The 25,311-nt window shown below is 69.1% G+C and carries 25 protein-coding genes; 12 read left to right on the plus strand and 13 right to left on the minus strand.

Annotation, left to right across the window (positions count from 1 at the left end; genetic code table 11):
- Position 1: 1 nt before the first annotated feature.
- Positions 2–1,948 carry an ATP-binding protein gene (locus C1931_RS01575; protein ID WP_199911401.1) on the minus strand — a complete coding sequence of 649 codons (1,947 nt, stop codon included), beginning with the start codon at positions 1,946–1,948 and terminating at the stop codon, positions 2–4.
- 225 nt (positions 1,949–2,173) lie between these two features.
- On the opposite strand from C1931_RS01575, the gene C1931_RS01580 reads away from it, so the two are divergent.
- From C1931_RS01580 to C1931_RS01595, 4 genes are read left to right on the plus strand one after another with little or no spacing between them, the layout of a single operon-like run.
- Positions 2,174–2,677, plus strand: a complete 504-nt coding sequence (locus C1931_RS01580) for a DNA starvation/stationary phase protection protein (RefSeq protein ID WP_108751908.1) — start codon at positions 2,174–2,176, stop codon at positions 2,675–2,677.
- 35 nt (positions 2,678–2,712) lie between these two features.
- Positions 2,713–3,429 carry an ATP-binding protein gene (locus tag C1931_RS01585; RefSeq protein WP_108755171.1) on the plus strand — a complete coding sequence of 239 codons (717 nt, stop codon included), beginning with the start codon at positions 2,713–2,715 and terminating at the stop codon, positions 3,427–3,429.
- Between the two features lie 17 nt (positions 3,430–3,446).
- Positions 3,447–4,496: a cupin domain-containing protein gene (locus tag C1931_RS01590; protein WP_108755172.1), complete on the plus strand. Its 1,050-nt coding sequence runs from the start codon at positions 3,447–3,449 to the stop codon at positions 4,494–4,496.
- Between the two features lie 39 nt (positions 4,497–4,535).
- On the plus strand, positions 4,536–5,228 hold the full coding sequence (locus C1931_RS01595; RefSeq protein WP_108755173.1) for a hypothetical protein: 693 nt from the start codon (positions 4,536–4,538) through the stop codon (positions 5,226–5,228).
- Positions 5,229–5,248: 20 nt separating this feature from the next.
- Here C1931_RS01595 and C1931_RS01600 read toward each other — a convergent pair whose 3' ends face one another.
- Positions 5,249–5,608, minus strand: coding sequence for a DUF1428 domain-containing protein (locus C1931_RS01600; RefSeq protein ID WP_108751912.1), 360 nt, complete (start codon positions 5,606–5,608; stop codon positions 5,249–5,251).
- A gap of 276 nt (positions 5,609–5,884) precedes the next feature.
- Between C1931_RS01600 and C1931_RS01605 the strand changes: the two genes are divergently transcribed.
- Positions 5,885–6,457 carry an Ax21 family protein gene (locus C1931_RS01605; RefSeq protein WP_108748202.1) on the plus strand — a complete coding sequence of 191 codons (573 nt, stop codon included), beginning with the start codon at positions 5,885–5,887 and terminating at the stop codon, positions 6,455–6,457.
- A gap of 189 nt (positions 6,458–6,646) precedes the next feature.
- Positions 6,647–7,321 (plus strand): response regulator transcription factor, encoded by a 675-nt coding sequence (locus C1931_RS01610; RefSeq protein WP_108755174.1) that lies wholly within the window; start codon positions 6,647–6,649, stop codon positions 7,319–7,321.
- Positions 7,322–7,328: 7 nt separating this feature from the next.
- On the opposite strand, the gene C1931_RS01615 is transcribed toward C1931_RS01610, so the two are convergent.
- Both C1931_RS01615 and C1931_RS01620 read right to left on the minus strand, forming a co-directional pair.
- The gene (locus C1931_RS01615) at positions 7,329–7,718 is read right to left on the minus strand and encodes a DUF6165 family protein (protein ID WP_108755175.1); all 390 of its coding nucleotides are present in this window, start codon (positions 7,716–7,718) and stop codon (positions 7,329–7,331) included.
- A gap of 62 nt (positions 7,719–7,780) precedes the next feature.
- Positions 7,781–8,920, minus strand: coding sequence for an MFS transporter (locus tag C1931_RS01620; RefSeq protein WP_343125581.1), 1,140 nt, complete (start codon positions 8,918–8,920; stop codon positions 7,781–7,783).
- Positions 8,921–9,064: 144 nt separating this feature from the next.
- Here C1931_RS01620 and C1931_RS01625 point away from each other — a divergent pair, with 144 nt between their 5' ends.
- The gene (locus C1931_RS01625; protein ID WP_108755177.1) at positions 9,065–9,952 is read left to right on the plus strand and encodes a LysR family transcriptional regulator; all 888 of its coding nucleotides are present in this window, start codon (positions 9,065–9,067) and stop codon (positions 9,950–9,952) included.
- On the opposite strand, the gene C1931_RS01630 is transcribed toward C1931_RS01625, so the two are convergent.
- Positions 9,921–10,388, minus strand: coding sequence for a DUF1456 family protein (locus C1931_RS01630; RefSeq protein ID WP_108755178.1), 468 nt, complete (start codon positions 10,386–10,388; stop codon positions 9,921–9,923). The two genes, C1931_RS01625 and C1931_RS01630, sit on opposite strands and share 32 nt — an antisense overlap.
- A gap of 84 nt (positions 10,389–10,472) precedes the next feature.
- Here C1931_RS01630 and C1931_RS01635 point away from each other — a divergent pair, with 84 nt between their 5' ends.
- Together C1931_RS01635 and C1931_RS01640 are read left to right on the plus strand one after the other, a co-directional pair.
- Positions 10,473–10,949, plus strand: coding sequence for a hypothetical protein (locus C1931_RS01635; protein ID WP_108755179.1), 477 nt, complete (start codon positions 10,473–10,475; stop codon positions 10,947–10,949).
- A gap of 150 nt (positions 10,950–11,099) precedes the next feature.
- A complete protein-coding gene (locus tag C1931_RS01640) occupies positions 11,100–11,852 on the plus strand; it encodes an SDR family NAD(P)-dependent oxidoreductase (RefSeq protein ID WP_108755180.1) in 753 nt (250 codons plus the stop codon).
- Between the two features lie 125 nt (positions 11,853–11,977).
- On the opposite strand, the gene C1931_RS01645 is transcribed toward C1931_RS01640, so the two are convergent.
- From C1931_RS01645 to C1931_RS01660, 4 genes are all read right to left on the minus strand, one after another.
- Complete coding sequence (locus C1931_RS01645; protein WP_108755181.1) at positions 11,978–12,856, minus strand: SPOR domain-containing protein; 879 nt, start codon at positions 12,854–12,856, stop codon at positions 11,978–11,980.
- Positions 12,857–12,877: 21 nt separating this feature from the next.
- Positions 12,878–14,566: an arginine--tRNA ligase gene (gene argS, locus C1931_RS01650; RefSeq protein WP_108748211.1), complete on the minus strand. Its 1,689-nt coding sequence runs from the start codon at positions 14,564–14,566 to the stop codon at positions 12,878–12,880.
- Between the two features lie 103 nt (positions 14,567–14,669).
- Positions 14,670–15,374, minus strand: a complete 705-nt coding sequence (gene radC / locus C1931_RS01655; RefSeq protein WP_108755182.1) for a DNA repair protein RadC — start codon at positions 15,372–15,374, stop codon at positions 14,670–14,672.
- 69 nt (positions 15,375–15,443) lie between these two features.
- Positions 15,444–16,070, minus strand: coding sequence for a response regulator transcription factor (locus C1931_RS01660; protein WP_108757615.1), 627 nt, complete (start codon positions 16,068–16,070; stop codon positions 15,444–15,446).
- 226 nt (positions 16,071–16,296) lie between these two features.
- Here C1931_RS01660 and coaBC point away from each other — a divergent pair, with 226 nt between their 5' ends.
- From coaBC to C1931_RS01675, 3 genes are read left to right on the plus strand one after another with little or no spacing between them, the layout of a single operon-like run.
- Positions 16,297–17,559 (plus strand): bifunctional phosphopantothenoylcysteine decarboxylase/phosphopantothenate--cysteine ligase CoaBC, encoded by a 1,263-nt coding sequence (coaBC, locus tag C1931_RS01665; protein ID WP_108755183.1) that lies wholly within the window; start codon positions 16,297–16,299, stop codon positions 17,557–17,559.
- Complete coding sequence (gene dut, locus C1931_RS01670; RefSeq protein WP_108748215.1) at positions 17,556–18,029, plus strand: dUTP diphosphatase; 474 nt, start codon at positions 17,556–17,558, stop codon at positions 18,027–18,029. Before coaBC ends, dut begins: the two co-directional genes overlap by 4 nt.
- A gap of 12 nt (positions 18,030–18,041) precedes the next feature.
- Entirely contained in the window at positions 18,042–20,384 is a 2,343-nt protein-coding gene (locus C1931_RS01675) for a phosphomannomutase/phosphoglucomutase (protein WP_108755184.1), read from the plus strand.
- Between the two features lie 163 nt (positions 20,385–20,547).
- On the opposite strand, the gene C1931_RS01680 is transcribed toward C1931_RS01675, so the two are convergent.
- The 4 genes from C1931_RS01680 to pyrE are packed head-to-tail and all read right to left on the minus strand — an operon-like array spanning position 20,548 to position 25,276.
- Entirely contained in the window at positions 20,548–21,252 is a 705-nt protein-coding gene (locus tag C1931_RS01680; protein ID WP_199911996.1) for a response regulator transcription factor, read from the minus strand.
- Positions 21,242–23,911 (minus strand): sensor histidine kinase KdpD, encoded by a 2,670-nt coding sequence (locus C1931_RS01685; protein ID WP_108755186.1) that lies wholly within the window; start codon positions 23,909–23,911, stop codon positions 21,242–21,244. The genes C1931_RS01680 and C1931_RS01685 overlap by 11 nt, the downstream gene beginning before the upstream one ends.
- 41 nt (positions 23,912–23,952) lie before the next feature.
- Positions 23,953–24,600: a hypothetical protein gene (locus C1931_RS01690; protein WP_108748218.1), complete on the minus strand. Its 648-nt coding sequence runs from the start codon at positions 24,598–24,600 to the stop codon at positions 23,953–23,955.
- 16 nt (positions 24,601–24,616) lie between these two features.
- Positions 24,617–25,276, minus strand: a complete 660-nt coding sequence (gene pyrE / locus C1931_RS01695; protein ID WP_108755187.1) for an orotate phosphoribosyltransferase — start codon at positions 25,274–25,276, stop codon at positions 24,617–24,619.
- Between the last annotated feature and the right edge of the window lie 35 nt (positions 25,277–25,311).

Genomic DNA, 25,311 nt, shown 5'->3' on the forward strand with positions numbered 1-25,311 from the left:
GTCAGGCGGTCTCCGGTGCAGTGGCCAGCAGCAGGGTAAAGCAGGTGCCGGTGCCGGGCGTGCTGCGCACCTGCAGCTGGCCGCCGTGGGCTTCCACGGTGGTGCGGCAGATCGGCAGGCCCATGCCCATGCCCTGCGGCTTGGTGGTGAAGAAGGGCTCGAACAGGCGCGCCACGTGTTCGGCGGCGATGCCCGGCCCGGTGTCGCTCACGTCGATGCGCACGTGGCCGTCGATCGCCTGCAGTTCGATGTGCAGGGCGCGCACGCCGGGCTGGCCGCTCATGGCCTGGCAGGCATTCAACAGCAGGTTCACCAGCACCTGCTGCAGCTGGATGCGCTGGCCCGGCACGTCCGGCAGCGCGGCCACCTGGTCCACCTGTACCTGCACCTGCTCGCGCTGCAGCTCGTGCTGCAGCAGGCGCAGGGCATCGTCCACCAGCACGGCCGGGGCCAGCACTTCGTGCGCGGGCGGCGTCTTGCCCAGGAAGTCGCGCACGTTCTTGACGATGCCGCTGGCGCGGCGTCCCTCGGCGATGGTGCGCTCGATCGCCAGTTCCACTTCGTGCAGCTCCGGCTGCGGCCGGCGCAGCCAGCGCAGCCCGGCCTCGCCATTGGTCACCACCGCCATCAGCGGCTGGTTCACCTCATGTGCCAGCGACGCGGTCAGTTCACCCAGGGTGGCCACGCGGCTGGCATGGGCCAGTTCGGCCTGCGCGGCCAAGGCGCGGGCCTCGGCCTGCTTGCGCTCGTGGATGTCGACCACGAACACCAGCACCGTGCCATCGCCTTCGCGGCGGTCGGGGAAGGTGATGGTGAACAGTACCGGCACCGTGCTGCCGTCGGCGCGCACGATGGATGTCTCGCCTTCGCAGTGCGGCGCGCCGGCCACGAAGGCGGCCAGCGATGCGGCGAAGGTGCGGTCGTCGTCGGCCAGCACCGCATCGACCGTCGCCGGTGGTGCGCCTTCGCCGATCAGGCGCCGGAAGGCCGGGTTCAGGCCCACCAGGCGCGCCCGTTGCCGGAAGCGGGTGAGCGCCTGCGGAGAGGCCTGCAGATAGGCCTGCAGCTGCGCGCGGTCGCCCACCCCATGCCGCGACAGTTCGGCCTGCACCTCGCTCCAGTCCTGTTCCACCACGCCGATGCGGCTGCCGTCGAACATGCGCCGGTAGCGCTGTTCGCTGCGCACCAGCGCGGCGTGTGCGGCCTGCCGTTCACTTACATCGGTATGCGTCTCCAGCACCCGCAGCGGCCGCCCCTGGCGATCGCGCTGCAGCACCCAGCGGCTTTCCAGCCACAGCGTGCGGCCGTCGCGGGTGCGCTGCGCCAGCAGGCCTTCCCAGCGGTCGTGCTGCAGCAGGTCCGCTTCAATCTGCGAGCGCGGCGCCGGGTAGCGGGTCTGCAGCAGGCGGTCGGCCGGCTGGCCGGCGGCTTCCTCGCGGCTCCAGCCATACACCTGCTCGGCGGTCAGGTTCCAGAAGCCGATCACCCCGGCCGGGTCGCGCACGAAGATCATGTCGTGCGACAGGTCCAGCAGCACGGCCTGGTCGGCCAGGGTGCGCATGGAACGCTGGTTCTGCAGGGCCAGCACGGCCGCGATCGCGATGGCCACCAGGCTGACCAGTGCGCGCACGGTCTGCGGCCCCACGTGGTCGATGCCGTGCGTATCCAGGTAGGCGCACAGGGTCAGCCCGGCGCCAGCCACCGCCACGGCAATGATGTCGCCGCGGCGGCCGGTACGCGCCACCAGCAGCACCGGCAGCACATACAGCACCGCCACCGCGCCTTCCAGCGTGGACAGCGTATCGAACAGGGCGATGGCCAGCACCACCACGCAGGCCACCGCACGCAGTGCCATCGCGGGAATGATCCGGTGCGGGAACACCACGTCGCCGCCGCCGCTGGGGTGCGGTGCCGGGGTCCAGGGGGATGGGGTGCGCGGCGTTGGCATCGGGCCTCCTGTGCCAGGGTGGGGCGCCGCCTGTCGGCCACGCCGAAAGACCGCTGCTACGGTCCCTTGCCCGCCCATGCTGGGCAAGGAACCGGCGCGGCGTCTTGCACGGATGTGCGCAGCCGGCCGGGCAAACCAAGGTATGCCCCGCACGATACCCAGGTGCAATGGGCGCCGGCCCGCGCGCTGCCTACGCTGGATCCGTCCCCTACTGGAACCGCCGCCATGACCGCTCCCACCTTTTCCAGCGCCCTGCGCGTACGCAACGACCTGGGCGCGCAGGCCGCCGCCGATCTGGCCCCGGCGCTGACCGCGCTGCTGGCCGACATGTTCGCGCTGTACCTGAAGACCAAGAACTTCCATTGGCACATGAGCGGTCCGCACTTCCGCGATTACCACCTGATGCTGGACGAACAGTCCGCGCAGGTGCTGGCCACCACCGATGCCATTGCCGAGCGTGCGCGCAAGGTCGGCGGCACCACCCTGCGTTCGATCGGCCACATCCAGCGCATCCAGCGCCTGCTGGACAACGATGCCGACTATGTCACCGCGCAGGACATGCTGGCCGAACTGGCCGACGACAATCGCCGCCTGGTCGGCTTCCTGCGTGCCACCCATGGCGTGTGCAGCGAGTACGGCGACGTGGCCAGCACCAGCCTGATCGAAACCTGGATCGACGAGGCCGAACGCCGCAGCTGGTTCCTGGGCGCCTGCCGCGAAACCCGCTGATCACCCGACCCGTCCGCATTGCAAGGAGAGCGGTAATGCACACCCCATTGGCAGTGGCTCCCGCCGAGCTGTCCCCCGCCAGCCGCCTGGCCATGCTGGGCCATGATCTGAACAACGTGCTGCAGGCGGCCGCCGCCGCGATCGGGCTGGCACTGCAGGGCGGCCGACTGGGCCCGGCCGACAGCGCGCTGCTGGACGTGGCTGGGCAGGCCCTGCAGCAGGGCGCCGGCATGGCCCGGTTGTTCCTGGGCCAGGACATTCCGCGTCCGTGCAGCAGTGACGGCGTGGATCTGGCCGAGCTGGTGCAGGAAATGGCGCCGCTGCTCCAGCACGCCATCGCCCCGGCCATGCAGCTGGAACTGGATGCGTGCGCGCTGTCCGGACGCGTGCAGGTGGACCGCAGTGCCCTGCAGCGTGCGCTGGTGAACCTGGCCCTGAACGCGCGCGAAGCCTGCGCGCCAGGCGCGCGCCTGCGCATCAGCACCGACACCTGCACCCTGGTGGTCGCCGGGCCCGGCCGAACACCGGGCCGCTACGGCATCGTACGGGTGGCTGACAACGGGCCGGGCATCGACCCGGCGGTGGCCGCGCGTGTGTTCGAGCCCGGCGCCAGCAGCCGTGGCCCGGGGCGCGGCCTCGGCCTGGCCCAGGTGCGCGCCGCGGTGGAAGCCAGCGGTGGCTTCGTGGATGTGCAGTCCTCGCCACGCCGCGGTACCTGCTTCCTGCTGGCCCTGCCCAGCACGATCGCCTGATCCCTACGGAGAACGTCATGTCTGTTTCTGCCATGCCCCTGTCCCGTCACGTCCGTTCGCTCGCCCACGCAGAACTGGCCCATGCCAGTGCGCTGGGCGAAGTCCGCCGCCTGGACGGCACCGCGTTCCCGCTGCTGCAGGGGCTGTCGATCAAGCGCCTGCGGCTGGAAGCAGACGCCATGCGCGAAGCGCACTGGCATGCCAATGCCGATGAACTGGCCTACGTCTGCCAGGGCCAGGTGCGCGTGCAGGTGATCGACAACGGTGACCAAGTGAGTGCGTTTGTCGTGTCAGAAGGGCAGATGTTCCATATTCCCAGCGGTGCCCTGCACCTGATTGAAAACCTGGGCCCCGCCCGCGCCGAACTGATCATCGCCTTCAGCCATGCGCACCCGCAGGATTTCTCGCTGCAGGCAGCCTTCGGTGCGATGAGCGACGCCGTGCTGGGCAATACCTTCGATCTGCCCGCCAGCGCCTTTGCGGCGCTGCCACGCGATACCGGCAGCCGCTACCTGGTACCGCGCCCGCGGGGTCTGCCGCCTGCGTCGCCCGATCATGCGCAGCCGCTGCGCTTCGATGTGGAAGCGCAGTCGGCACCGGTGACCTTCCCGTATGGCCACGCACGGGTCGCCCGCAGCCAGTTCTGGCCCGCCCTGCGCCATCTGGCCATGTACTCGCTGCAGGTTGGCGAAGACGGCATGCGCGAACCGCACTGGCACCCCGATACCGCCGAAATGGGCTACGTGCACCGCGGCCATGCGCGCATGACCGTGCTCGACCCCGACGGCAGCACCGACACCTACCTGCTGTCACCGGGCGATGTGTACTTCATTCCCCCGGCCTATCCACACCAGATCGAGGCACTGGGGCAGGACATCCATTTCCTGGTGTTCTTCGACCGACCGATGCCCGCCGATATCGGCTACCGCCTGTGTGGCGCGGCGCTGCCACCGGCCACCCTGGCGGCGACCTTCGGCGTACCGGTGGAGCGCATGCCGGTGCTGCCGGCCACCGCCGGCGACCCGCTGATCGTGGCCCGCGGCAATCCTCTCGATCCCTGCACCTGAAGTAGGCCACCATGGGGGCCTTCCCGGGGAGGCCTGCGCATGCGCGGTATCGACTTCAGTTCCTGGCAGGGGGTGCTGTCCACGCTGGCTGGACTGGTGCTGATCACCCTGCTGGGCGTGGGCATCCGCCTGCTGGTGATGCAGACCCTGCAGCAGCGCCGCGAGCGTGAGAACCGGCAGATCAACGAGCGCCTGCGCACGCTGATGGCCGCCTACAAGACATTGGGCGGCTCGTTCACCGGCGATCTGGGCGTGGACCCCACCCATCTGCGCGAACTGCGCCAGCGCGCCCACGAAAGCGGCAGCACCGAGCCGGGCTCGGAGCGTGCACGGCGCATCCGCGATGCAGTGGAGGCGGCGTTGTCGGACATCCTGCTGCTGGGCACCGACGAACAAGTGCGGCTGGCCGCGCGTGCCGCCACCGAACTGGCGCAGGGCCGGCCGGTGCATACCCACGACCTGGTGGTGTCGCTGCGTGACTTCGTGCGCCAGGCACTGGACCTAGCCCCGGTGCCGACCGACCTGCAGATTCCGCCGCAGGGCCCGACCCGTCCGGCCAGTGGCGGTGGCGGCGGCAACAAGGCACGTGGCGGCGAGGGCGAGGCCAAGGGCGGTCGCGGGGGTGGGGGCGGTGGTGGTGGAGCGGGCGCCGGCATGGGCGGCCTGGGCCTTGGGGCCGGCGCCGCGCTGGGCGCCGGCCATGCCAGCGAAGACGACCCCAGCGCGCGCTGAGGCGCGTAGCGTCGGGTCCGTCAGGGCAAAAGATCCAGGATCGGCACGAAGCCGCCATAGATCATCCGCGCGCCATCAAAGGGCATCGGGTTCTTCGACGGATCCATGCGCGGGTCTTCCATCATCTTCTGCATGCCCGCATCGCGGGTGGCCTTGTCGGGCCATTCAATCCAGGAAAACACCACCGTCTCATCCGGCGTGGCCTTCACCGCGCCGAAGAAGTCGGTGGTCTTGCCTGGCGGCACATCGTCGCCCCAGCACTCGACCACGCGCAGCGCGCCGTATTCGATGAACACGACGTCGCCCATGCGGGCGTGGGCCAGGAATTTTTCCTTGTTGGCGGTGGGCACCGCCAGGACGAAACCATCGATGTAGCTCATCGCTTGCCTCCGTGGTGGACCGTGGCGGATACACGGCCTTGCTGGTTCGACGAATCAGTGCGCGCGCAATCGACACGCCTGTGCCCATTGGAATGCAGTGCATGTGCACGCACCGCGCGCGTATGCCAGAAACTGCCTGAATCAAGCCAGAAAATTCAGCAATGCGAAGACCGCGGTTTTCAGGGAGCGTTGTGTCGAATAACGGAGAATTTACATTCCCGATGCGATGGCGCCCTGGCGCTGCTGCACACCATAAGAAAGTAAAGGTGTACCCCCATGAAGAATTCGCTGATTGCCCTGGCTCTGGCCGCTGCCCTGCCGTTCACCGCTTCGGCCGCTGAAAACCTGTCCTACAACTACGCCGAGGCGGACTACGCCAAGACCGACGTTGATGGCGTGAAGGCCGACGGTTACGGCGTCAAGGGTTCCTACGGCTTCCTGCCGAACTTCCATGCCTTCGGTGAATACAGCCGCCAGGAAGTGGACCACACCAACATCAAGGTCGACCAGTGGAAGGTCGGTGCCGGTTACAACGTTGAAATCGCACCGTCCAGCGACTTCGTCGCCCGCGTGGCCTACCAGAAGTTCGACCAGAAGCACGGCCTGGACTTCAACGGCTACAGCGCTGAAGCCGGTATCCGCACCGCCTTCGGTGCCCACGCCGAAGTCTACGGCCTGGTCGGCTACGAAGATTATTCGAAGAAGCACGGCGTGGACATCGACGGCCAGTGGTACGGCCGCCTGGGTGGCCAGGTGAAGCTGAACCAGAACTGGGGTGTGAACGGCGAGCTGAAGATGAACCGCCACGGCGACAAGGAATACACCGTCGGCCCGCGCTTCAGCTGGTAATTGCCGCGCCGCGCGCATTGCGCCGGCAACGCATCAACAGGCCCGGTCTTGACCGGGCCTGTTCTGTTTTCAGCTATCGAAACCGCGCATGACCACGGCGCGGTGCGCGTGCTGCATTGCAACGAATTGGATTCCGCAGCGGGCGGCGGCGGCCTACGGTGGCATTCCCGAAATGCCGGATATGCAGCGATGCCCGTCCTTCCGCCCCTGCTACCCGACCGGCCGTGCCGGCTGGCACTGTTGGATCCGCACCCGGTACTGCGGCTGGGCGTGGAAGTGCTGCTGCGGCAGCACAGTGGCGTGGAGGTATGCGGCAGCTACGCCGATGAGCGCGAACTGCTGCAGCGGCTGCGCCGCGAGCCCGGCGGCATCGATCTGCTGGTGGTCGATGCACTGCCACTGGGCGATCTGGGCGATGGCATGGCGCTGCTGCGCCGGTTGTCCCGCCAGTGGCCGCAGCTGCCGGTGCTGGTGCTGTCGGCGCACTGCAACGCCAGCACGGTCACCACGGCCATGCAGGCCGGTGCACGCGGTTTCCTGTCCAAGGCCACCGCGCCCGACGTGCTGCTGCGCGCGGTGGATGTGGTGTCGCGCGGCGGGCGCTTCGTGCCGCCCGACCTGCGCGCCCAGCTCAGCCGGTCGCGCACCCTGCGCGCGGTCACGCCCAGCCTGGCGCCGCTCAGCCGCCGCGAACGCGAAGTGCTGCGGCTGGTGCTGCAGGGCTGCAGCACCGGCGAAATGGCCCAGCGCTTCCAGCGTGCGGCAAGCACCATCAGCACCCAGAAGAAAACCGCCTACCAGAAGCTGGGCATCCGCAGCGATGGCGAATTGTTCCGCATCCGCCACCTGCTGGAATGCAGCTGAGGCCGGCTTACTGCCCTTGGTACTGCTTCTCTTCCACCAGCGCAGAACCGGCCACGCGGTTGATCTCGTTCTTCACCACCACGCGCTCGCCGTTGGTGCCGTACACGCCGCGTGCCAACTGCACGAAGGCATCGTCGAACACCTGCGCCGCTTCCTTGTCGCGCAGCTGGTCCTGGATGTCCCACATGCGCTCGTTGATCACCTTCAGCTGCTCCTTCAGGGCCTGCAGCGCCGGCTGCGCCTGCAGCTGCTGCTGCAGCAGCGGCAGCAGACCATTCAGTTCCGTGCGCACGTTGTCGACCTTGGCTGCATCAGTGATGCGTTCGGCCTTGATCTCGAGAATAGTGATCTTGTCGATCAGCTCGCCGATCGATACCGGGGTGAGAATGGCGTCCACGCGACGACCTCCTGGAAACAGGCGGCCATGATAGCGCGCCTGTTCCCTGCCATCGCCAACGCTCAGGCGTCTGCGCGGGCTCCAACAGCGCCTGGCAGCCACAGCAGCAGGGCCAGCACTGCCACGCTGGCACCGGCCACGCATACGCCGGTCCAGCCGAAGTGCTGGTACACCTGCGCCGACAGCAGCGAGCCCAGCGAGCCGCCGATGAAGTAGCCGGTCATGTAACCGGCGTTGAGGCGGTTGCGCGCTTCCGGCTGCAGCGCGTAGATCAGGTTCTGGTTGCTGACATGCAGCAGCTGTGCAGCCAGGTCCAGCACCACCACGCCCACCAGCAGTGCCAGCAGCGAGTGCGCCGACAACCCCAGCGGCAGCCAGGACAGCAGCAGCATCAGCAGTGCGATGGCGGTTGCGCGGCCGGCCTGGCCGCGGTCGGCCATGCGCCCGGCCAGACCCGCCGCCAGCGTACCGGCGGCGCCGACCAGGCCGAACAGCCCGATGGTGGCGTCGCTGTAGGCGTAGGGCGGCTGCGCCAGCAGGAACGCCAGCGGCGTCCAGAAGATGGCGAACATGGCAAAGCTGCAGGCCCCCAGCAGGGTGCGCTGGCGCAGCACCGGCTCCTGCACGAACAGCGTGCCGATCGAACGCAGCAGGGCGAAATAGCCCAGCCCGGCCGAGTGATGGAAGCGTGGCAGGCCGCGCTGCAGCGCGGCGGCGGTCAGCACCAGCACGCCAGCGGCGATGGCATAGACCAGGCGCCAGTCGCCCAGGCTGGACAGCAGCCCGGCCACCGTGCGCGCCAGCAGGATGCCCAGCAGCAGGCCGCTCATCAGCGTGCCCACCACGCGACCGCGGTGTTCCGGCGCGGCCAGGGTGGCGGCGAAGGGCACCAGCACCTGCGCCACCACCGAGAACAGACCGGTGATGGCCGTGCCCACCAGCAGCCAGGTCAGGCTGGGCGCGCAGGCGCTGATCACCAGACCGCCGGCCGACAGCAGGCTCATCACCACGATCAGGCGCCGCCGCTCGAACAGATCGCCCAGCGGCACCAGCAGGATCAGGCCGGCGGCATAGCTCAGCTGCGCGGCGGTCACCACCATGCCCACCTGCCCGAACGGCACCCCGAAGGCATCGGCGATGGTATGCAGCAGCGGCTGGGCGTAGTAGTTGCTGGCCACCGCTACGCCGGTTGCCACCGACATCAGCAGCACCTGCCAGCGGTGCAGGGGGGGAAGGGCAGGGCTCACGCGTTGTTCCGTAGTGCAGGGGCGCACAGTGTCCGCCTGCTGCGTCCATGATGGAAATGAATCATCATCATCCCTGTCATCTGAAAACGAGATACATGGGTGAACCTGAAGCAGCTTGAATTTGCCGTGGCCCTGGCCGAAGAAGGCAACTTCACCCGTGCCGCCGCGCGCTGCCACGTGGTGCAGTCGGCGCTCAGCCACCAGATCGCTCATCTTGAACAGGAACTGGGCACGCTGCTGTTCGAGCGCCTGCCGCGCCAGGTGCGCACCACCGCGGCCGGTGAAGCGCTGCTGGTGCATGCGCGGCAGGTGCTGGCCAGCCTGCGCCACCTGCGCGCCGACGTGGCGGCGGTCAGCGGTGAAGTGCGCGGCATGCTGGCCATTGGCCAGATCTCCTCACTCACCGATATCGACGTGGTCGCGCTGCTGGCCGCGTTCCAGCAGGCGCACCCGCAGGTGGAATTCCAGCTGCGGGTGGACAAGAGCGAGACCCTGATCGAGCAGGTGCAGGCGCGCGTGCTGGACGTGGCCCTGGTCGGGTTGGCGCCGTCAGCGCAGCTGGATGGGGTGTGCCAGCAGGTGCTGCTGGAAGAAGACCTGGTGGCGGTGCTGGCGCCGGGCCATCGGCTGGCAGGCCGGCGGCGGTTGGCCCTGGCCGATCTGCAGGACGAAGCGCTGGTGGATTTCCCGCGCGGCACCGGTGCGCGGCGCCAGACCGACGATGCCTTCGCTGCGGCCGGGCTGCCGCATGCGGTGCGCTTCGAGGTCAACCTGATGGAACTGGTGGAACGCTTCGTGCGCCAGGGCCTGGCGATCGGCATCGTGCCGGTGTCGATTGCCGCCGGCTTCCAGCACGTGCAGCAGGTGCCGCTGCAGCCCACGCCCACGCGCCGCGTGCACCTGGTCTGGCAGCGCCTGCCGACCCCGGCCGCGCGTGCCTTCGTGCAGGCCGTGCTCAGCCGCGCAGGCGCAGGCTCAGGCCCTTGAGGAAGTTGCGCAGCATCTGGTCCAGGCAGCGCCGGTAGTTGGTGTGGCCGGGCTGGCGGAACAGCGCACCCACTTCCGACTTGGACACACGGAAGCCGGCACTGGCGAAGATCTCCATCAGGTCCACATCGCGCAGCTGGAAGGCCACGCGCAGCTTCTTCAGCACCAGGTTGTTGTCGATGCGGGTTTCCACCGGGCGCAGCGGCTGGCTATCGTCGCGGCCGCGCAGGTGCACGATCAAGCCATCCAGGAAATGCGCCAGGGCACTGTCGCTCATCGCCTGGAAGCCGGGCTCATCTTCACGCAGCAGCCAGGCTTTCACCTGCTCGTTATCCACGGCGAATGCCGGGTCGGCCATCTGGCACAGGGTCACCACGTGGTGGTCACCCAGATCCAGGGAATAGCGCACGCTGCGCAGGACATCGTTGTTGATCATGGCCCATTGTACCGGCCCGGCCGCTGTCACCGGACTGTCACCGGATTGCAGCATCGTGGGCGCTCTCCCGCACAGGTCCTCGCGATGCGCCGGTTCGTCTTTTCCGCCCTGCTGCTGGCCAGCAGCTTCAGCGCCAGCGCGCAGGCCCCGTACGTACCGCTGGAACAGCGGCTGAGCGCGGCGCAGCTGGCCGAGATCGGGCTCAGCCCGGCACAGCTGCAGGCGCTGAACCGCGCGCTGCGCCAGGCCGAAGGGCCGGGGCCGGAAACCCGCACCGCCGCCGCGCCGGTGCCGGCGGGCGTCCCCGCGCCGGCCGCCATGCACCTGGGGCTGGAAGAGGGCCCGGTGAGTGCGCGGCTGGTGGGCGAGGTGGCCGGCTGGGCGCCGGGCACCGTGTTCAGCCTGGACAACGGCCAGCAGTGGCAGGTCATGAAGGGCCAGATGACGTTGCGCGCACCGCTGCAGGCGCCGCAGATCGAAGTGATACCGGGCATTGCCGGGCGCTGGTTCCTGCAGGTCGATGAAGACCTGCCCAAGGCACGGGTGTTCCGCCTGCGCTGAACGATGCCGGGGGCGGATCCCGGTGCCACCGGCACCGGGCGCTGACCCCAACCCGGGCACCCTGGCAGGGCACCCCGGCCCGATATGGCAAACGCAGGCGGCGGCCGACGGTGCCAGAATGGGGGTCTGGTTCCCCACGGAGTTGTCTGCATGACCCGCACCGTCCTGATTACCGGCGCCACGTCCGGCTTCGGCGCCGCCGCCGTCCATCGCTTCGCCCAGGCCGGGTGGAAGGTGATTGCCACCGGCCGCCGTGGTGAGCGGCTGCAGCCGCTGGTCGACCGTTACGGCAAGGACGTGGTGCACGCGGCGGTGTTCGACGTGCGCGATCCGGTGGCGATGGAGGCCGCGCTGCTGGCCCTGCCGCCGGCCTTTGGCGATATCGATCTGCTGGTGAACAACGCCGGCCTCGCCCAGGGCACGGCGCCGGCGCAGAGCGCCAGTCTGAAGGACTGGACCACCATGATCGACACCAACATCACCGCACTGGTTACGCTGACCCACCGCCTGCTGCCGCTGCTGGTGGAGCGCAAGGGCGCGATCATCAACATCTCCTCGGTGGCCGGGGTCTACCCGTACCCGGGCGGCAACGCCTACGGCGGCACCAAGGCCTTCGTCAGCCAGTTCTCGCTGGGCCTGCGTTCGGACCTGCACGGCACCGGCGTGCGCGTGACCACCATCGAGCCGGGCATGGCCGAAACCGAGTTCACCGTGGTGCGCACCCATGGCGACCAAGCCGCCTCGGACAAGCTGTACACCGGCGCCAACCCGATGACCGCCGAAGACATCGCCGAACAGATCTTCTGGGTGGCCACGCTGCCGCCGCACCTGAACATCAATCGCCTGGAGCTGATGCCGGTCAGCCAGTCGTTCGCCGGCTTCCAGGTCGCCCGCGGGTTGTAGAGTCGAGCCATGCTCGACTGCGCCATTGCCGTCGTAGAGTCGAGCTTGCTCGACTGAGTTCAACAGCAGTCGAGCAAGCTCGACGCTACGAAAGCAAAAAGCCGGGCATTGCCCGGCTTTTCAACTTACTGCGCCTTGATCGCCATCGCCTGCAAGCCGGTGCCATCCAGCTTCTGCTTGGCTTCGGCCAGCTCGCCGGCGCTGCCGTAGGGCCCCATGCGCACGCGGTACACGGTCTTGCCATTGATCTGCGCCGATTCCACGCGTGCGGCCAGGCCCATCATGGCCAGCTTGGCCTTGGTCGCTTCTGCATCGCCAGACGCACCAAAGGCGCCGGCCTGCAGGATGTAGCGTGTGTTGTCAGCGGCGGCTGCCGGTGCCGCAGCCGCAGCCGGCGGCTGCGCCGCGGTTTCGGTGCGTACCGGTGCGGTGGCCGGCGGGGTCGCCGCTGCCGCCGCGGGGCGTTCACTCAACGGCGCCGGCAACGGGCGTTCGCTGGCGGTCACCGCAGCGGTGCTGGCCACGCTGGCCGTTGCTGCTGGGGCGGCAGCCGGCGTTGCAGCCGGCGCAGCCGGAACCGGCTTGCCTTCCAGTGCGGCCTGAGCGCGTTGTGCTTCGGCCTTGGCCCGGCGCAGTTCCTCGGCCCGCGCGCTGGCGGCCAGTTCGGCGTCGGACATCTCCACTTCCTTGCCCGGCAGCAGGGTGTAGAAGTCGTACTGGGTGGCGGTCGGCTTTTCCGGTTCAGCCGGTTTGGTGGCAGCGGCCGGCGTGGCCGGCTGGCTGCCGACATCGGCATCGGCGTCGGCCACCGGCGCCGGCTGCGCGTTCGGGTTCGGCTGCGGCCCGGCACGCAGGAAACCATCGCCTTCGCCCTTGAACAGATTGGGCGCCGCCAAAAACACCACGGCGGCAATGGCCACACCGGCCACCAGCCACACCCATCCGGGCGTGCCCTGGCTGCTGCTGTTGCGCCTGGCCTGTGTCTTGCCGCGTCGTGCTGCCATGTCTACTGCTTCTCCGGGGAATTACATTTTTTCCGGGGCGCTGACGCCCAGGAGGTCGAGGCCGTTGGCCAGCACCTGCCGTGCCGCGTTGGCCAGGGCCAGGCGTGCATCCAGCTCGGACTGATCCAGTTCGAGGATCTTCTTGCTCTGATACCACGTGTGGAAGGCGTGTGCCAGTTCGCGCAGATACTGCGCCACCAGGTGCGGTTCCATCAGCGTGCCGGCCGATTCCACCACTTCGGGGTAGCGCGACATTTCCACCATCAGCCACAGCGAGGCTTCGTCGTCCAGCGTGGTCAGACCGGCCAGGCCGGCGCTGGGCGAATGGGTGATGCCCTTTTCCTGGGCCTGGCGCAGCAGGCTGCACACGCGTGCATGCGCGTACTGCACGTAGAACACCGGGTTGTCGTTGCTCTGCTGGCGGGCCAGGTCGATGTCGAAGGTCAGCTGCGAATCGGGCTTGCGCGCGATCAGGAACCAACGGGTGGCATCACGGCCGGCTTCGTCAATCAGGTCGCGCAGGGTGAAGTAGCTGCCGGCACGCTTGGACAGCTTCACTTCTTCGCCGCCACGCATCACCGTCACCATCTGGTGCAGCACGTATTCGGGCCAGCCCTGCGGAATACCCACTTCCATGGCCTGCAGGCCGGCGCGCACGCGCGCCAGCGAACCGTGGTGGTCGGCACCCAGTTCGGTGATCGCGCGCTCGTAGCCGCGCTGCCACTTGGACAGGTGGTAGGCCACGTCCGGCACGAAATAGGTGAAGGTGCCGTCGGACTTGCGCATCACGCGGTCCTTGTCGTCACCGAAGTCGGTGCTGCGCAGCCACAGAGCGCCGCCTTCCTCGTAGGTGTGGCCCGAGGCCTGCAGCTTGGCTACTGCTTCGGCCACCTTGCCGTCGGCGTACAGCGAGCTTTCCAGGAAGTAGATGTCGAAATCCACGCCGAACGCGGCCAGGTCCAGGTTCTGCTCGTTGCGCAGGTAGGCCACGGCGAAGCGACGGATGGCCTGCAGGTCGTCCGGGTCCTTGGCGCCGACCACGGTGGTGCCTTCCAGATCCACGCTGGCGCCGGCCATGTAGGCACGGCCCACATCGGCAATGTATTCACCGCGGTAGCCGCCTTCGGGCCAACCGTCCTGGTCGGGCGCGATGCCCTTCACGCGGGCCTGGGTGGACAGCGCCAGGTTTTCGATCTGCACGCCGGCGTCGTTGTAGTAGAACTCGCGCTTGGCGTTCCAGCCGTTGGCATCCAGCACGCGGGCAATGCAGTCGCCGATGGCCGCCGCGCGGCCGTGGCCGACATGCAGCGGGCCGGTCGGGTTGGCCGACACATACTCAACGCCCACCGTGCGGCCATTGCCGGACAGGTTGCGGCCGTAGTCGTGGGCTTCCTTCAGCACCAGCGCGGCTTCGCGCTGGTAGGCGGCCGGGGCCAGGTGGAAATTGATGAAGCCCGGGCCGGCGATCTCGACCTTGCTGACGTCCTCGCTGCGCGGCAGTGCGTCCACCAGCGCCTGCGCCACGGCACGCGGGTTGCTGCGCGCGGCCTTGGCCAGCAGCATGGCGGCGTTGGTGGCGAAGTCGCCATGCTCGCGGGTCTTCGGGCGTTCGACCACGAAGTCCGGCGTCAGGGTGTCGGCGGGCAGGGTGCCATTGGCGCGCAAGGCTTCGATGCCTTGGTTGATCAGGGCGCGGAGGAGATTTTTCACGAGGCCTGCTGTGAGAATGAGCGGCGGAATCGCCCATTTTAGCGCAGATACCGGTCAACCCGCTGACCGGGCGCCTGCGGCCGGGGCCAGCGCCGCGGCCGGTTCAGCCGGGCAGGCGGGCGCCCACCTTCGGCAGCAGACCCCGTTCAGCAAACGACACCGGGCGCCCTTCGCCCACCACGAAGTGGTCCAGCAGGCGCACGTCCACCATGGCCAGGGCCTGCTGCAGTTCGCGGGTGATGCGGGTATCGGCGGCCGACGGTTCAGGATCGCCGGAGGGGTGGTTGTGGCTGAGGATGACCGCGGCGGCGTTGTGCAGCAGGGCCCGACGCACCACTTCGCGCGGGTAGACCGGGGCGGCATTGATCGTGCCCTGGAACAATTCTTCGCAGGCCAGCAGGCGGTGGCGGTTGTCCAGGAACAGGGCCATGAAGATTTCCCGGGGCTGGCCGCGCAGCCGGTGCTGCAGGTAGCGGCCCACGGCGCTGGGGTTTTCGCCCACGCAGTCGCCCTGCTGCAGCTCGGCGGCCAGGTAGCGCTGGGCCAGCTCCAGACCCGCGGCCAGGGTGCAGCTGCGCGCCGGGCCCAGCCCAGGCAGGCGGGTCAGTTCGGCGGGCGGTCGGTCCAGCAGCACCCGTAACGGGCCGTGGGCCTGCAGCAGGTCGCGCGCGGTCTGCACGGCGTCGCGCCCGCCGAAGCCCGAGCCCAGGAACAGGGCGAGCAGTTCGGCATCGGACAGGGCGGCCGGACCGCGGGCCAGCAGCTTCTCGCGGGGGCGTTCGTTCTCGGGCCAGTCGAGGATGGTCATGGCCCATCGTGGCCGCCCGCGATCGTCGCGGGCATCGGCGCTTGCCGCGCCCTGCGGTGGGGCAAGCCCTCAATCGCGCTGGCGCTTCAGGTATTCGTACAGTTCCTGGTTGCTGTGCAGGCCCAGCTTGCGCTTGGCTTCGGCCTTCTGCCGGCTGATGGTCTTGGCGCTGCGGCCGCTGTGGTCGGCGATCGCATTCACGCTCAGACCCTCGGCCAGCAGCTGCATCACTTCCTGTTCGCGCGCCGACAGCGGTGAGGGTTCGCGTTGGAACATCAGGTCGCGTGACTGCAGGTGCCGGCGCAGCTGCTGGGAAACGAACACCTGCCCGCCCATGGCCGCATGCAGCGCCTGCGGCAGCTCGGCGAAATCGGCGGCCTTGTCGACCAGACCATGCACGCCATCACGCAGCAGCCCATCCAGCAGGCCGGGATGGCGCGCGCCGGTCAGCACCACCACGGGCAGCTGTGGGTGCCGCTCGCGCAGGGCCGCCACCAGTTCCGGGCCGTCCGGACCGGGGCCGGGCATGGCCAGGTCGGTCAGCACGGCATGGCAGCGGCGCTCGTCCACCAGGCGCAGCAGGCCGGCGCCATCGCAGGCGGCGCCGGCCACATCCAGACGGTGGCGTTCGAGCACGATGCGGATGCCGTGCAGGACCACCGGGTGGTCGTCGGCAATGATGATGCGCGGGTGCACGGCATGCTCCTGGGAAAACAGACGGCACACGCGGCGTGGCCACCTATGATTCTGCAAACAGCGCGGCCGCACAGGTATAGGAAAGTTCCGAATCGAACAATGGTCCATGCGGAACTTCATGTGGTCATAACCCTATGTGCTGATAGCGGCCCGCTATGTGCGCCATGCACCGGGACGCCACCGCCCTTCGGGTAAGCTAGCGCCCTCGTTTGCACAGGAATTCCAGGTGGCTGATTCTCCCAACGCCTCCCCCGCGCCGGCCCGCGCGCTGGCGGGCCAGAAACTGCTGTTGTGCGTGGGCGGTGGCATCGCTGCGTACAAGGCCCTGGAACTGGTGCGGCGCCTGCGTGATGCCGGCGCCCTGGTGCAGGTGGCCATGACTGCCGGTGCGCAGCAGTTCGTCACCCCGCTCAGCTTCCAGGCGCTGTCCGGCCAGCCGACCCGCACCACGCTGTGGGACAGCGCGGCCGAGCAGGCCATGGGCCATATCGAACTGGCGCGCTGGGCCGATCGTATCGTGGTCGCCCCCGGCACCGCCGATCTGCTGGCCCGCCTGGCCCACGGCCACGCCGACGACCTGGTCAGCACGCTGTGCCTGGCCAGCACCGCGCCGCTGACCGTGTGCCCGGCCATGAACCACCGCATGTGGCTGCACCCGGCCACCCAGGCCAACATCGCCCTGCTGCGCCAGCGCGGCGCACAGGTGATCGGCCCGGTGGATGGCCCGCTGGCCGAAGGTGAATCGGGCCCCGGCCGGCTGGCCGAACCGGGCGACATCGTGGCCGCGCTGGCCGCCGTGGGTGCACCGCCGGTGGCCGAGGCCGCGCCGGAAACCCGCGCGCTGCAGGGCCTGCGCCTGCTCATCAGCGCCGGCCCGACCTATGAAGACATCGACCCGGTGCGCTACGTCGGCAACCGCAGCAGCGGCAAGATGGGCTTCGCCCTGGCCGCAGCGGCCGCCACGATGGGCGCGCAGGTGGTGCTGGTCAGCGGCCCGGTGCAGCTGCCCACGCCGCCCGGCGTGCAGCGCGTGGATGTGCGCTCGGCCGCGCAGATGCGCCAGGCCGTGCTGGACGCGTTGCCGGCAGACATCTACATCGGTGCCGCCGCCGTGTCCGACTACACCCCGCACCAGGTGGCCGCGCAGAAGCTGAAGAAGACCGCCGACAGCCAGTCGCTGGTGATCGAGCTGGTGCGCACCCCGGACATCCTGGCCGAGGTGGCCGCGCAGACCCAGGCCCTGAAGCTGGTGGTCGGCTTCGCTGCCGAAACCCACGATGTGGAGAAGTACGCGCGCGGCAAGCTGGTCGACAAGCGCCTGGACCTGGTGATCGCCAACCAGGTGGGCATCAGCGGCGGCGGCTTCGAAAGTGACAACAATGCGGCCACTGCCTTCTGGCAGGACGGCGAACAGGTATTCCCGGCCACCAGCAAGCGCGAACTGGCCGAACAACTGCTGGCGCTGATCGCGCGGAGGCTTACGGCATGACCCAGACGTTTTCCCCGCAGCCGCTGCAGGTGAAGCTGCTCGACCCGCGCTTCGGCGACAGCTGGCCGTTGCCGGCCTACGCCACCGAAGCCAGCGCGGGCATGGACCTGCGCGCGGCGCTGGAAACCGCATTGACCCTGCAGCCCGGCGATACCGCGCTGGTGCCCAGCGGCCTGGCCATCCATATCGCCGATCCCGGCCTGTGCGCGGTCATCCTGCCGCGCTCGGGCCTGGGCCACCGCCACGGTATCGTGCTGGGCAACGGCACCGGCCTGATCGATGCCGATTACCAGGGCCCGCTGCTGATCAGCGTCTGGAACCGCGGCCGCGAAGCCTTCACTATCGAACCGGGCGATCGCATCGCCCAGCTGGTCGTCGTTCCGATTGCCCGCGTCAGCCTGCAGGTGGTGGATACTTTCACCGACAGCGTGCGGGGAACGGGTGGATTCGGCCATACCGGGGTGCGTTGACGGGGGAGATCAATGAGCGGCAACGGGGAAGCGAAGCAGGCGAAGTCGTTGGGTCGGGGGGCACCGCTGCTGGGTGTGCTGCTGGTACTGCTGGCCGGGTGGTTCGGCTGGAGCGCGGTGCAGCAGTGGCGACAGGCGGCCAACGGCGAGGCACTGGAAGCGGCCCGCGACCAGGCTGTGCAGGGGCTTCAGCAGGCCGCTGCCGGCCAGTTGCAGCAGTTGCAGAAGCATCTGCAGAGCGATCGCGTGCAGCAGGCGCTGCGCGCTGGCGATGCCGCCGCCGCGGCCCTGGCCATGCGTGAAAGCTGGACCGGGGTGGAGCAGGTGGACGTGCTGGATGCCGACCTTGCCGCCGCCTATGCCGACATGCCGGCGTTCGGTTACTCGCGGCTGGCCCTGCTGGAATCGGCGCTGGCCGACGGCAAGCCGGCCCTGCGCGTGGTGCGCGATGCGGGCGGCAACCGCCTGGGTCTGGCCGCCGCCGTCGAGCTGGGCAGCGCCGGCCCGGCCGTGGCCTATGTGCGCCAGCCACTGCTGCGCCTGACCGCGCCGCTGGACCAGGTGCGTACCCCCGCCGACGGCTTCCTGGCCCTGCGCCAGGGCGGCCATGACATCGTGGCGCAGGGCGATGCCGGCCTGCGCGAGAGCGCCGAAGCACTGGCGCGCCCGGTGGCCGGTACCCCCCTGCGGTTGGCCGCAGCGGTACCCAACATCGAGGCCGGCCCACTGGGCCTGGGTGCGCTGGGCAGCGCCATCGTCGCGCTGCTGCTGTTGTTCATCGCCGTATTGCTGGTGGTCGGTCGCAACCGCCTGCCGAAGTCACTGCCGCTGCGCCGCACCGCCGCCAGCGAGGGCGACCAGGGCCCGACCCTGCGCGAGAGCCTGCAGATGTCCACCCCGCCGCCGTTGCTGGCCAGCGGCGATGAAGGTGATGCCGTGGCGCCGCCGCCGGTCCCGCCGGTGGCGCTGGCCCCGGGCATCTTCCGCGCCTACGACATCCGTGGCGTGGTCGGCAGCGAACTGAACCCGAAGACCGCGGCCCTGATCGGCCAGGCCATCGGTACCGTGGCGCTGGAACAGGGCCTGCGCGAGGTGGTGATCGGCCGGGATGGGCGCCTGTCCGGCCCGGAACTGGCCGCCGCCCTGGCCGAGGGCCTGCGCCGCGCCGGCTGCTCGGTCATCGATATCGGCCTGGCCGCCACGCCGATGGTCTACTTCGCTGCCTTCCATCTGCGCACCGGCACCTGCGTGGCCGTGACGGGCAGCCACAACCCGCCCGAGTACAACGGCTTCAAGATCGTCATCGGCGGTGAAACCCTGTCCGGCGATGCGATCACCGATCTCTACCTGCGCATCAGCGAAGGTCGCCTGCAGCAGGCCGCCACGCCGGGTGACTACCAGCAGCGCGAGGTGGCGGCCGACTACATCCAGCGCATCGCCGACGACGTGCAGCTGGACCGTCCGCTGAAGGTCGTCGCCGACGCCGGCAACGGCGTGGCCGGTGCGTTCGCCCCGCAATTGCTGGAAGCCATCGGCGCCGAGGTCATTCCGCTGTACTGCGATGTCGATGGCACCTTCCCCAACCACCATCCCGATCCGAGCGAACCGGCCAACCTGGAAGACCTGGTGCAGACGGTCAAGCGCTTCGGTGCCGACCTGGGCGTGGCCTTCGATGGCGATGGCGACCGCCTGGGCGTGGTCACCGGCGAAGGGCGCATCATCTACGCCGACCGCCTGCTGATGCTGTTTGCCGCCGATGTGCTGATGCGCAATCCCGGCGCGATGGTCATCTACGACGTGAAATGCACCGGCAAGCTGTCCGATCACGTGCTGCGCAATGGCGGCAGCCCGTTGATGTGGAAGACCGGGCATTCGCTGATGAAGGCCAAGATGCGCGAGACCGACGCCGAACTGGCCGGCGAGATGAGCGGCCACTTCTTCTTCAAGGAACGCTGGTTCGGTTTCGACGATGGCCTGTACGCCGCCGCGCGCCTGCTGGAAATCCTGGCCCAGCGCGAGGAAGCCCCGGACGAAGTGCTGGCCGAGCTGCCCGAAACCGTGGCCACGCCGGAACTGAAGGTGCCGGTGGCCGATGGCACGCCGCACGCGCTGGTGGCGATGCTGGTCGATGCGGCACAGTCGGCGGAGTCGCCCTACACGGGCGGGCGCCTGTCCACCATCGATGGCCTGCGCGTGGACTTCCCCGACGGCTGGGGCCTGGTGCGGGCCTCCAACACCACCCCGGTGCTGGTGCTGCGTTTTGAAGGCAACGACGAAGCCGCGCTGGAACGCATCCAGGCGCTGTTCCGCAGCCAGCTGCAGACGGTACTGGGCGACACCCCGCTGGGGTTCTGATCGCTCCTGGGGGCCGGCCCATCCACGCATGGCGTGGATCTACCTGGTAGGTGCCGACCTTGGTGTGGTGGGTGCCGACCGTTGGTCGGCACGCCTGCGCCGGTGGCCCATCCACGCATGGCGTGGATCTACCTGGTGGGTGCCGACCGTTGGTCGGCACGCCTCACCCCTTGAACCTCAGCCCCACGCCTGGTTCGGTGAACAGGTAACGCGAATCCAGCGCCGAATCGCCCAGCTTGTGCCGCAGCTTGCCCACCAGGATGCGCAGGTAGTGGGTGTCGTGCTGGTGCGTCGGGCCCCAGATCTCCTGCAGGATCTGCGGCTGGGTCACCACCCGCCCGGCGTTGCGCAGCAGCAGTGACAGCAGCGCGTACTCCTTGCGGGTCAAGGCCACTGGCTCGCCGTCCAGCGCCACTTCGCGGCGCACCAGGTCCACATGCAGGTGGCCATCGTCGAACACCGGCGGCGCGCCATCGCTGGGCACGCTGCGCGTGCGCAGCAGCGCCCGCACCCGCGCCATCAGTTCCTGGGTGCCGAACGGCTTGGTCACGTAGTCGTTGGCGCCGTTGTCCAGCGCCCGCACCTTCTCGGCCTCGCCGGCGCGCACGGTCAGCATGATCACCGGCACCTGGCTCCACTGCCGCAGCTGCTGCAGCACCTCGTGCCCCTCCATGTCCGGCAGGCCGATATCCAGGATCACCAGGTCCATGTCCTCGCTGGCCGCCAGTTGCAGGCCTTCCTCGCCGCTGGCGGCCTGCCGTACCTGGTAGCCCTGCGCACGCAGGCTGATGTCCAGGAAACGGCGGATCTGGGTTTCATCGTCGATCACCAGCACGCGTGCGGCCGGCACGCTGGCGTCAGTCGGCATCGGGCTCATCGTGGTCAGCAGGTTTCAGCAAGGGCAGGGTGATGCGGATCAGGGTACCGCGGCCGTCGCGCCCGGGCAGCGCCTGCACGCTGCCGCCGTGGGCGCCGATCATGCCCTGGCAGATGGCCAGGCCCAGGCCGGTGCCATGGCGGCCGCGGTCGCCGCGCTCCACGCTGTAGAACATGTCGAAGATGCGCGTGCGCTCGTCATCGGGAATGCCCGGGCCGGCGTCGATCACGTCGATCTGCAGCTGGCCGTCGGCCAACCGTGCCTGCACCTGCACGGCGGCGCCGGGGGGCGAGAACTTCGCCGCGTTCTCCATCACGTTGAACACGGCCTGTTCCACCAGCGCCGGGTGTACCCAGATCGGCGCCAGCGTTGCGGGAATGTCCAGCTCCAGGCGCACTTGCGGCTGATAGCGCTGCAGGCGCCGCGCCGCCGAACCGATCAGCTCGTCCACGCCGATCCAGTCGCGGTTGATCTGCAGCCCGTCATGGCCCAGGCGGGTCATGTCCAGCAGGTTCTGGATGTAGCGGTCCAGCCGTTCGCCCTCCACCTGGATGGTGTCCAGCAGGGCACGCCGGTCGGCGCCGTCCATCGCATCGCCATAGCTGGCCAGGCTGTCGGCCGAGCCGATCATCGCCGCCAGCGGCGAGCGCAGGTCGTGCGATACCGAAGACAGCAGGGCAGAGCGCAGGCGTTCGGTCTCGTTGCTTACGTGGGCCTGTTCCAGCTCGGCCACCAGGCGCGTGCGCAGCACGGCCTGGGCGATGTCATCCACCATGGCTTCGGCCAGTTGCCGCTGCTCGGGCAACAGCCGGGCGTCGGGCAGGTACAGGCCGGCCACGCCAAGGGCACGGTCACCGCCATCCAGCAGTGGCAGGAACCACCACTGCGCACCGGCCAGCGTATCGGTGAAGCGTCCACCGGGCTGGCCGTGGCGCTGCGCCCAGTCGGCCGCCGCCAGGTCGGTGTCGCCGGGCAGCACGCGGCCGCCGGTGGCAGCGTCGGTGCCGATGCGCAGCCATGCCGGCACATCCAGGGCCTGCTGCAGGGCTTGGCGCCCGGCCTGCGCCACCTCGCCCGGCCCGGCCGCGCTGGCCAGCTGCCGGCCCAGCTGCTGGCGCGCGCGCGCATGGCGGTTGGCCGCGCGCAGGGCAATCACCTGCATGCGCAGCCGCGATGCCAGGCGCCCGGCTACCAGCGCTGCGGCCAGGAACAGGAAGACGGTGATCACCCCTTGCCGCGCGCTGATGGCGAAGGTGAAGCGCGGCGCGATGAACAGGAAGTTGTAGGCCAGGAAGCACAGGATCGCGGCCATCGCGGCCACGCTGGCGCGGGTACGCGCGGCCACCAGCACCACCGCCACGATGAACACCATCGACAGGTCGGCCATGCCCACCCAGCGTTCGCCCAGCCACGCCACCGCGCAGGCCAGCGCGGTGGCAACCAGCGCCTGCACCGGCTCGTAGCTGATGCCGCGCATCGGCGGCAGCAGGCCTTCGCGGCGCGAACGGGCGCGGGCCTGCGGCGTGCTGATGATGGTGATCTCGTAATGCGCCCCGCGCTGGATCAGCTGCTGGGTCAGGGTGCGGTTGAACATGCGGGCCAACGGACGTTCGCGGGTACGGCCCAGCACCAGCGTCGAAATGCCATTGTGCGCGGCATGGTCCAGCAGGGCATCGGCAATGCTGGACCCGTGCAGCAGCTCGGCCTCGCCACCCAGGCGCCGTGCCAGCGCGAATGCCGCATCGATCTCGCGGCGGGTGGCATCGTCCTGGCGCCGGCCCTGCACGGTCACCACCGTCCACGGTGCGTCGCGGCGTTCGGCAATGCGCCGCGCCACCCGCACCAGGTATTCGCTCTGGCCACCGCCATCAATGGCCACCAGTACGCCGCGGCGCAACGGCAGGTTCGCCTCGCCACGCGCGGCCCGGGTCTCGCGCAGGCTGCTGTCCACGCGATCGGCCGCTTCCTGCATGGCCAGTTCGCGCAGCGCGGTCAGGTTGGCCGGTGAAAAGAACGCCTGCAGGGCCTGCGCGGCCTGCTCGGGAACGTACACCTTGCCCTGCTGCAGGCGCGCGATCAGTTCGCGCGGCGGCAGGTCCACCAGCACGATGTCGTGCAGGCGGTCCAGCACCACGTCGGGCACGGTCTCGCTCACCCGCACGCCGGTGATCCGCATCACCACATCGTTCAGGCTTTCCAGGTGCTGGATGTTCACCGTGGTCCAGACGTCGATGCCGGCATCCAGCAGTTCCATCACATCCTGCCAGCGCCGTTCGTGGCGGCTGCCGGGCACGTTGCGGTGGGCCAGTTCATCCACCAGCGCCAGCGCCGGCCGGCGTGCCAGCAGCGCATCCAGGTCCATCTCGTGCAAGGCGTGGCCGCGGTAGTCCACGTCCTTCAGCGGCAGCTGCGGCAGGCCGTCCAGCAGGGCCTGGGTTTCGGCGCGGCCGTGGGTTTCCACCAGCCCCACCACCAGGTCCACGCCACGGCGGCGCTGTTCCTGTGCACGGGCCAGCATGGCGTAGGTCTTGCCCACGCCCGGCGCTGCGCCGAGGAAAACGGTCAGCTTCCCGCCGGCTTCGCGCTGCAGGCCGTGCACCAGCGCATCGGCCTGGCGGGTACGCGCATCAGGGGTTCGGGCCGCTGTCATGGTCACCGGTGGGCGCGGGGCCGCTGGGGCCGCCACGCGCTTCAGCCTGCGGGCGCCAGCCCTTTCAGTTCACGGTAGCGCTGCAGGGTGGTTTCGATCTCGGCCTTCAGTGCCACCTGCTGCTGCTCGAAACTGGCCTGCAGGCGCTGCTGCGAGCGCAGCTGCGCATGCCGCTGGCGGATCAGGTCGGCCTGTTTGTCAGCCACCGCGGCGCCGGCCAGTTCGCGATCACCGGCCGCGCCCAACAGCGCCACCAGCGAATCACGCAGGCTGGCCACGTTGTAGCGGGCGGTCTTCAGGTTGTTGTCCAGCACTTCCTGGCGTTCGCTGAACACGCGCCGCAGCGCGTCTTCGTCGGAATAGGTCACCAGCATGGCCTGCTCGGTGCGTTGGCGGGTCAGCTCGGCCATCTTGTCCAGCTGGGTCTGCGCCGCCGCCGTGGAAGCGGCGGCACGTTCCTCATCGTTCAACGCGCGCTCGACCTGGGCATTGCGCAGGCCGCTGTTCACGTTGAATTCCTCGCGCGCGTTGTTCACCGCGTCGGCCGGCAGCGCATCGCTGCAGATCCGTTCCTTGCCCTGGTTCCAGCAGTACAGCTTCTTTTCCGCCTTGCCGCTGGACTGCGCCAGGGCGGTGGCCGGAACCGCCAGCAGCAGGCTGGCGGCAACAATGGCAGGAACTCGGAACATGCGACCTTCCCCTGGGTCAGCGTGCGGAGCGGACGCCGTACTGGGCCCGATAGGCTTCCAGCGGCTGCCGGTAGCCCACAAGTTCCGGGTTTCCGGAGGCGAAATCAAGCAGATCGGCCAGGGTGGCCACGGCGATCACCGGAATGCCGGCTTCTTCGGCCACGGCCTGTGCGGCCGAACGGTGGTCGCTTTCCGAGGCGATCTCCTGGCGGTCCAGGGCCACCACGATGCCGGCCGGGGTGCCACCGGCGGCGCGGATGATGGCCATGGCTTCGCGGATCGCGGTGCCGGCGGTAATCACATCGTCCACGATCAGCACGCGCTTGCCGGTCAGGTCGGCGCCGATCAGCTGGCCGCCTTCACCGTGGTCCTTCACTTCCTTGCGGTTGAACGACAGCGGCAGGTCGCGGCCGCGCTGGGCCAGTTCGCAGGCCATCGCGGTGGCCAGCGGAATGCCCTTGTAGGCCGGGCCGAAGACCACGTCGTACTTGATCCCGCTGGCGTCGATGGCATCGGCGTAGCAGGCGCCCAGCTGGGCCAGCAGCGAACCGGAATCGAACCGGCCGGCATTGAAGAAATAGGGGCTCAGGCGGCCGGACTTCAGGGTGAACTGGCCGAAGCGCAGGGCGTCGGCGGTCAGGGCCAGCTGCAGGAAACGGTGGCGATGGTCGCTCATCAAAACTCTGTTCATCATCATTTGGAGCATAAATC

The sequence above is a fragment of the Stenotrophomonas sp. YAU14A_MKIMI4_1 genome (assembly GCF_003086855.1).
Classification (GTDB): domain Bacteria; phylum Pseudomonadota; class Gammaproteobacteria; order Xanthomonadales; family Xanthomonadaceae; genus Stenotrophomonas.

Excerpts from the sequence above, each read along its gene's own strand:
- C1931_RS01575 (WP_199911401.1), bottom strand. The coding sequence starts at position 1,948 with ATGCCAACGCCGCGCACCCCATCCCCCTGGACCCCGGCACCGCACCCC.
- C1931_RS01580 (WP_108751908.1), top strand. The coding sequence starts at position 2,174 with ATGACCGCTCCCACCTTTTCCAGCGCCCTGCGCGTACGCAACGACCTG.
- C1931_RS01585 (WP_108755171.1), top strand. The coding sequence starts at position 2,713 with ATGCACACCCCATTGGCAGTGGCTCCCGCCGAGCTGTCCCCCGCCAGC.
- C1931_RS01590 (WP_108755172.1), top strand. The coding sequence starts at position 3,447 with ATGTCTGTTTCTGCCATGCCCCTGTCCCGTCACGTCCGTTCGCTCGCC.
- C1931_RS01595 (WP_108755173.1), top strand. The coding sequence starts at position 4,536 with ATGCGCGGTATCGACTTCAGTTCCTGGCAGGGGGTGCTGTCCACGCTG.
- C1931_RS01600 (WP_108751912.1), bottom strand. The coding sequence starts at position 5,608 with ATGAGCTACATCGATGGTTTCGTCCTGGCGGTGCCCACCGCCAACAAG.
- C1931_RS01605 (WP_108748202.1), top strand. The coding sequence starts at position 5,885 with ATGAAGAATTCGCTGATTGCCCTGGCTCTGGCCGCTGCCCTGCCGTTC.
- C1931_RS01610 (WP_108755174.1), top strand. The coding sequence starts at position 6,647 with ATGCCCGTCCTTCCGCCCCTGCTACCCGACCGGCCGTGCCGGCTGGCA.
- C1931_RS01620 (WP_343125581.1), bottom strand. The coding sequence starts at position 8,920 with ATGTCGGTGGCAACCGGCGTAGCGGTGGCCAGCAACTACTACGCCCAG.
- C1931_RS01630 (WP_108755178.1), bottom strand. The coding sequence starts at position 10,388 with ATGATCAACAACGATGTCCTGCGCAGCGTGCGCTATTCCCTGGATCTG.
- C1931_RS01635 (WP_108755179.1), top strand. The coding sequence starts at position 10,473 with ATGCGCCGGTTCGTCTTTTCCGCCCTGCTGCTGGCCAGCAGCTTCAGC.
- C1931_RS01640 (WP_108755180.1), top strand. The coding sequence starts at position 11,100 with ATGACCCGCACCGTCCTGATTACCGGCGCCACGTCCGGCTTCGGCGCC.
- C1931_RS01645 (WP_108755181.1), bottom strand. The coding sequence starts at position 12,856 with ATGGCAGCACGACGCGGCAAGACACAGGCCAGGCGCAACAGCAGCAGC.
- radC (WP_108755182.1), bottom strand. The coding sequence starts at position 15,374 with ATGACCATCCTCGACTGGCCCGAGAACGAACGCCCCCGCGAGAAGCTG.
- dut (WP_108748215.1), top strand. The coding sequence starts at position 17,556 with ATGACCCAGACGTTTTCCCCGCAGCCGCTGCAGGTGAAGCTGCTCGAC.
- C1931_RS01675 (WP_108755184.1), top strand. The coding sequence starts at position 18,042 with ATGAGCGGCAACGGGGAAGCGAAGCAGGCGAAGTCGTTGGGTCGGGGG.
- C1931_RS01680 (WP_199911996.1), bottom strand. The coding sequence starts at position 21,252 with ATGCCGACTGACGCCAGCGTGCCGGCCGCACGCGTGCTGGTGATCGAC.
- C1931_RS01685 (WP_108755186.1), bottom strand. The coding sequence starts at position 23,911 with ATGACAGCGGCCCGAACCCCTGATGCGCGTACCCGCCAGGCCGATGCG.
- C1931_RS01690 (WP_108748218.1), bottom strand. The coding sequence starts at position 24,600 with ATGTTCCGAGTTCCTGCCATTGTTGCCGCCAGCCTGCTGCTGGCGGTT.
- pyrE (WP_108755187.1), bottom strand. The coding sequence starts at position 25,276 with ATGAGCGACCATCGCCACCGTTTCCTGCAGCTGGCCCTGACCGCCGAC.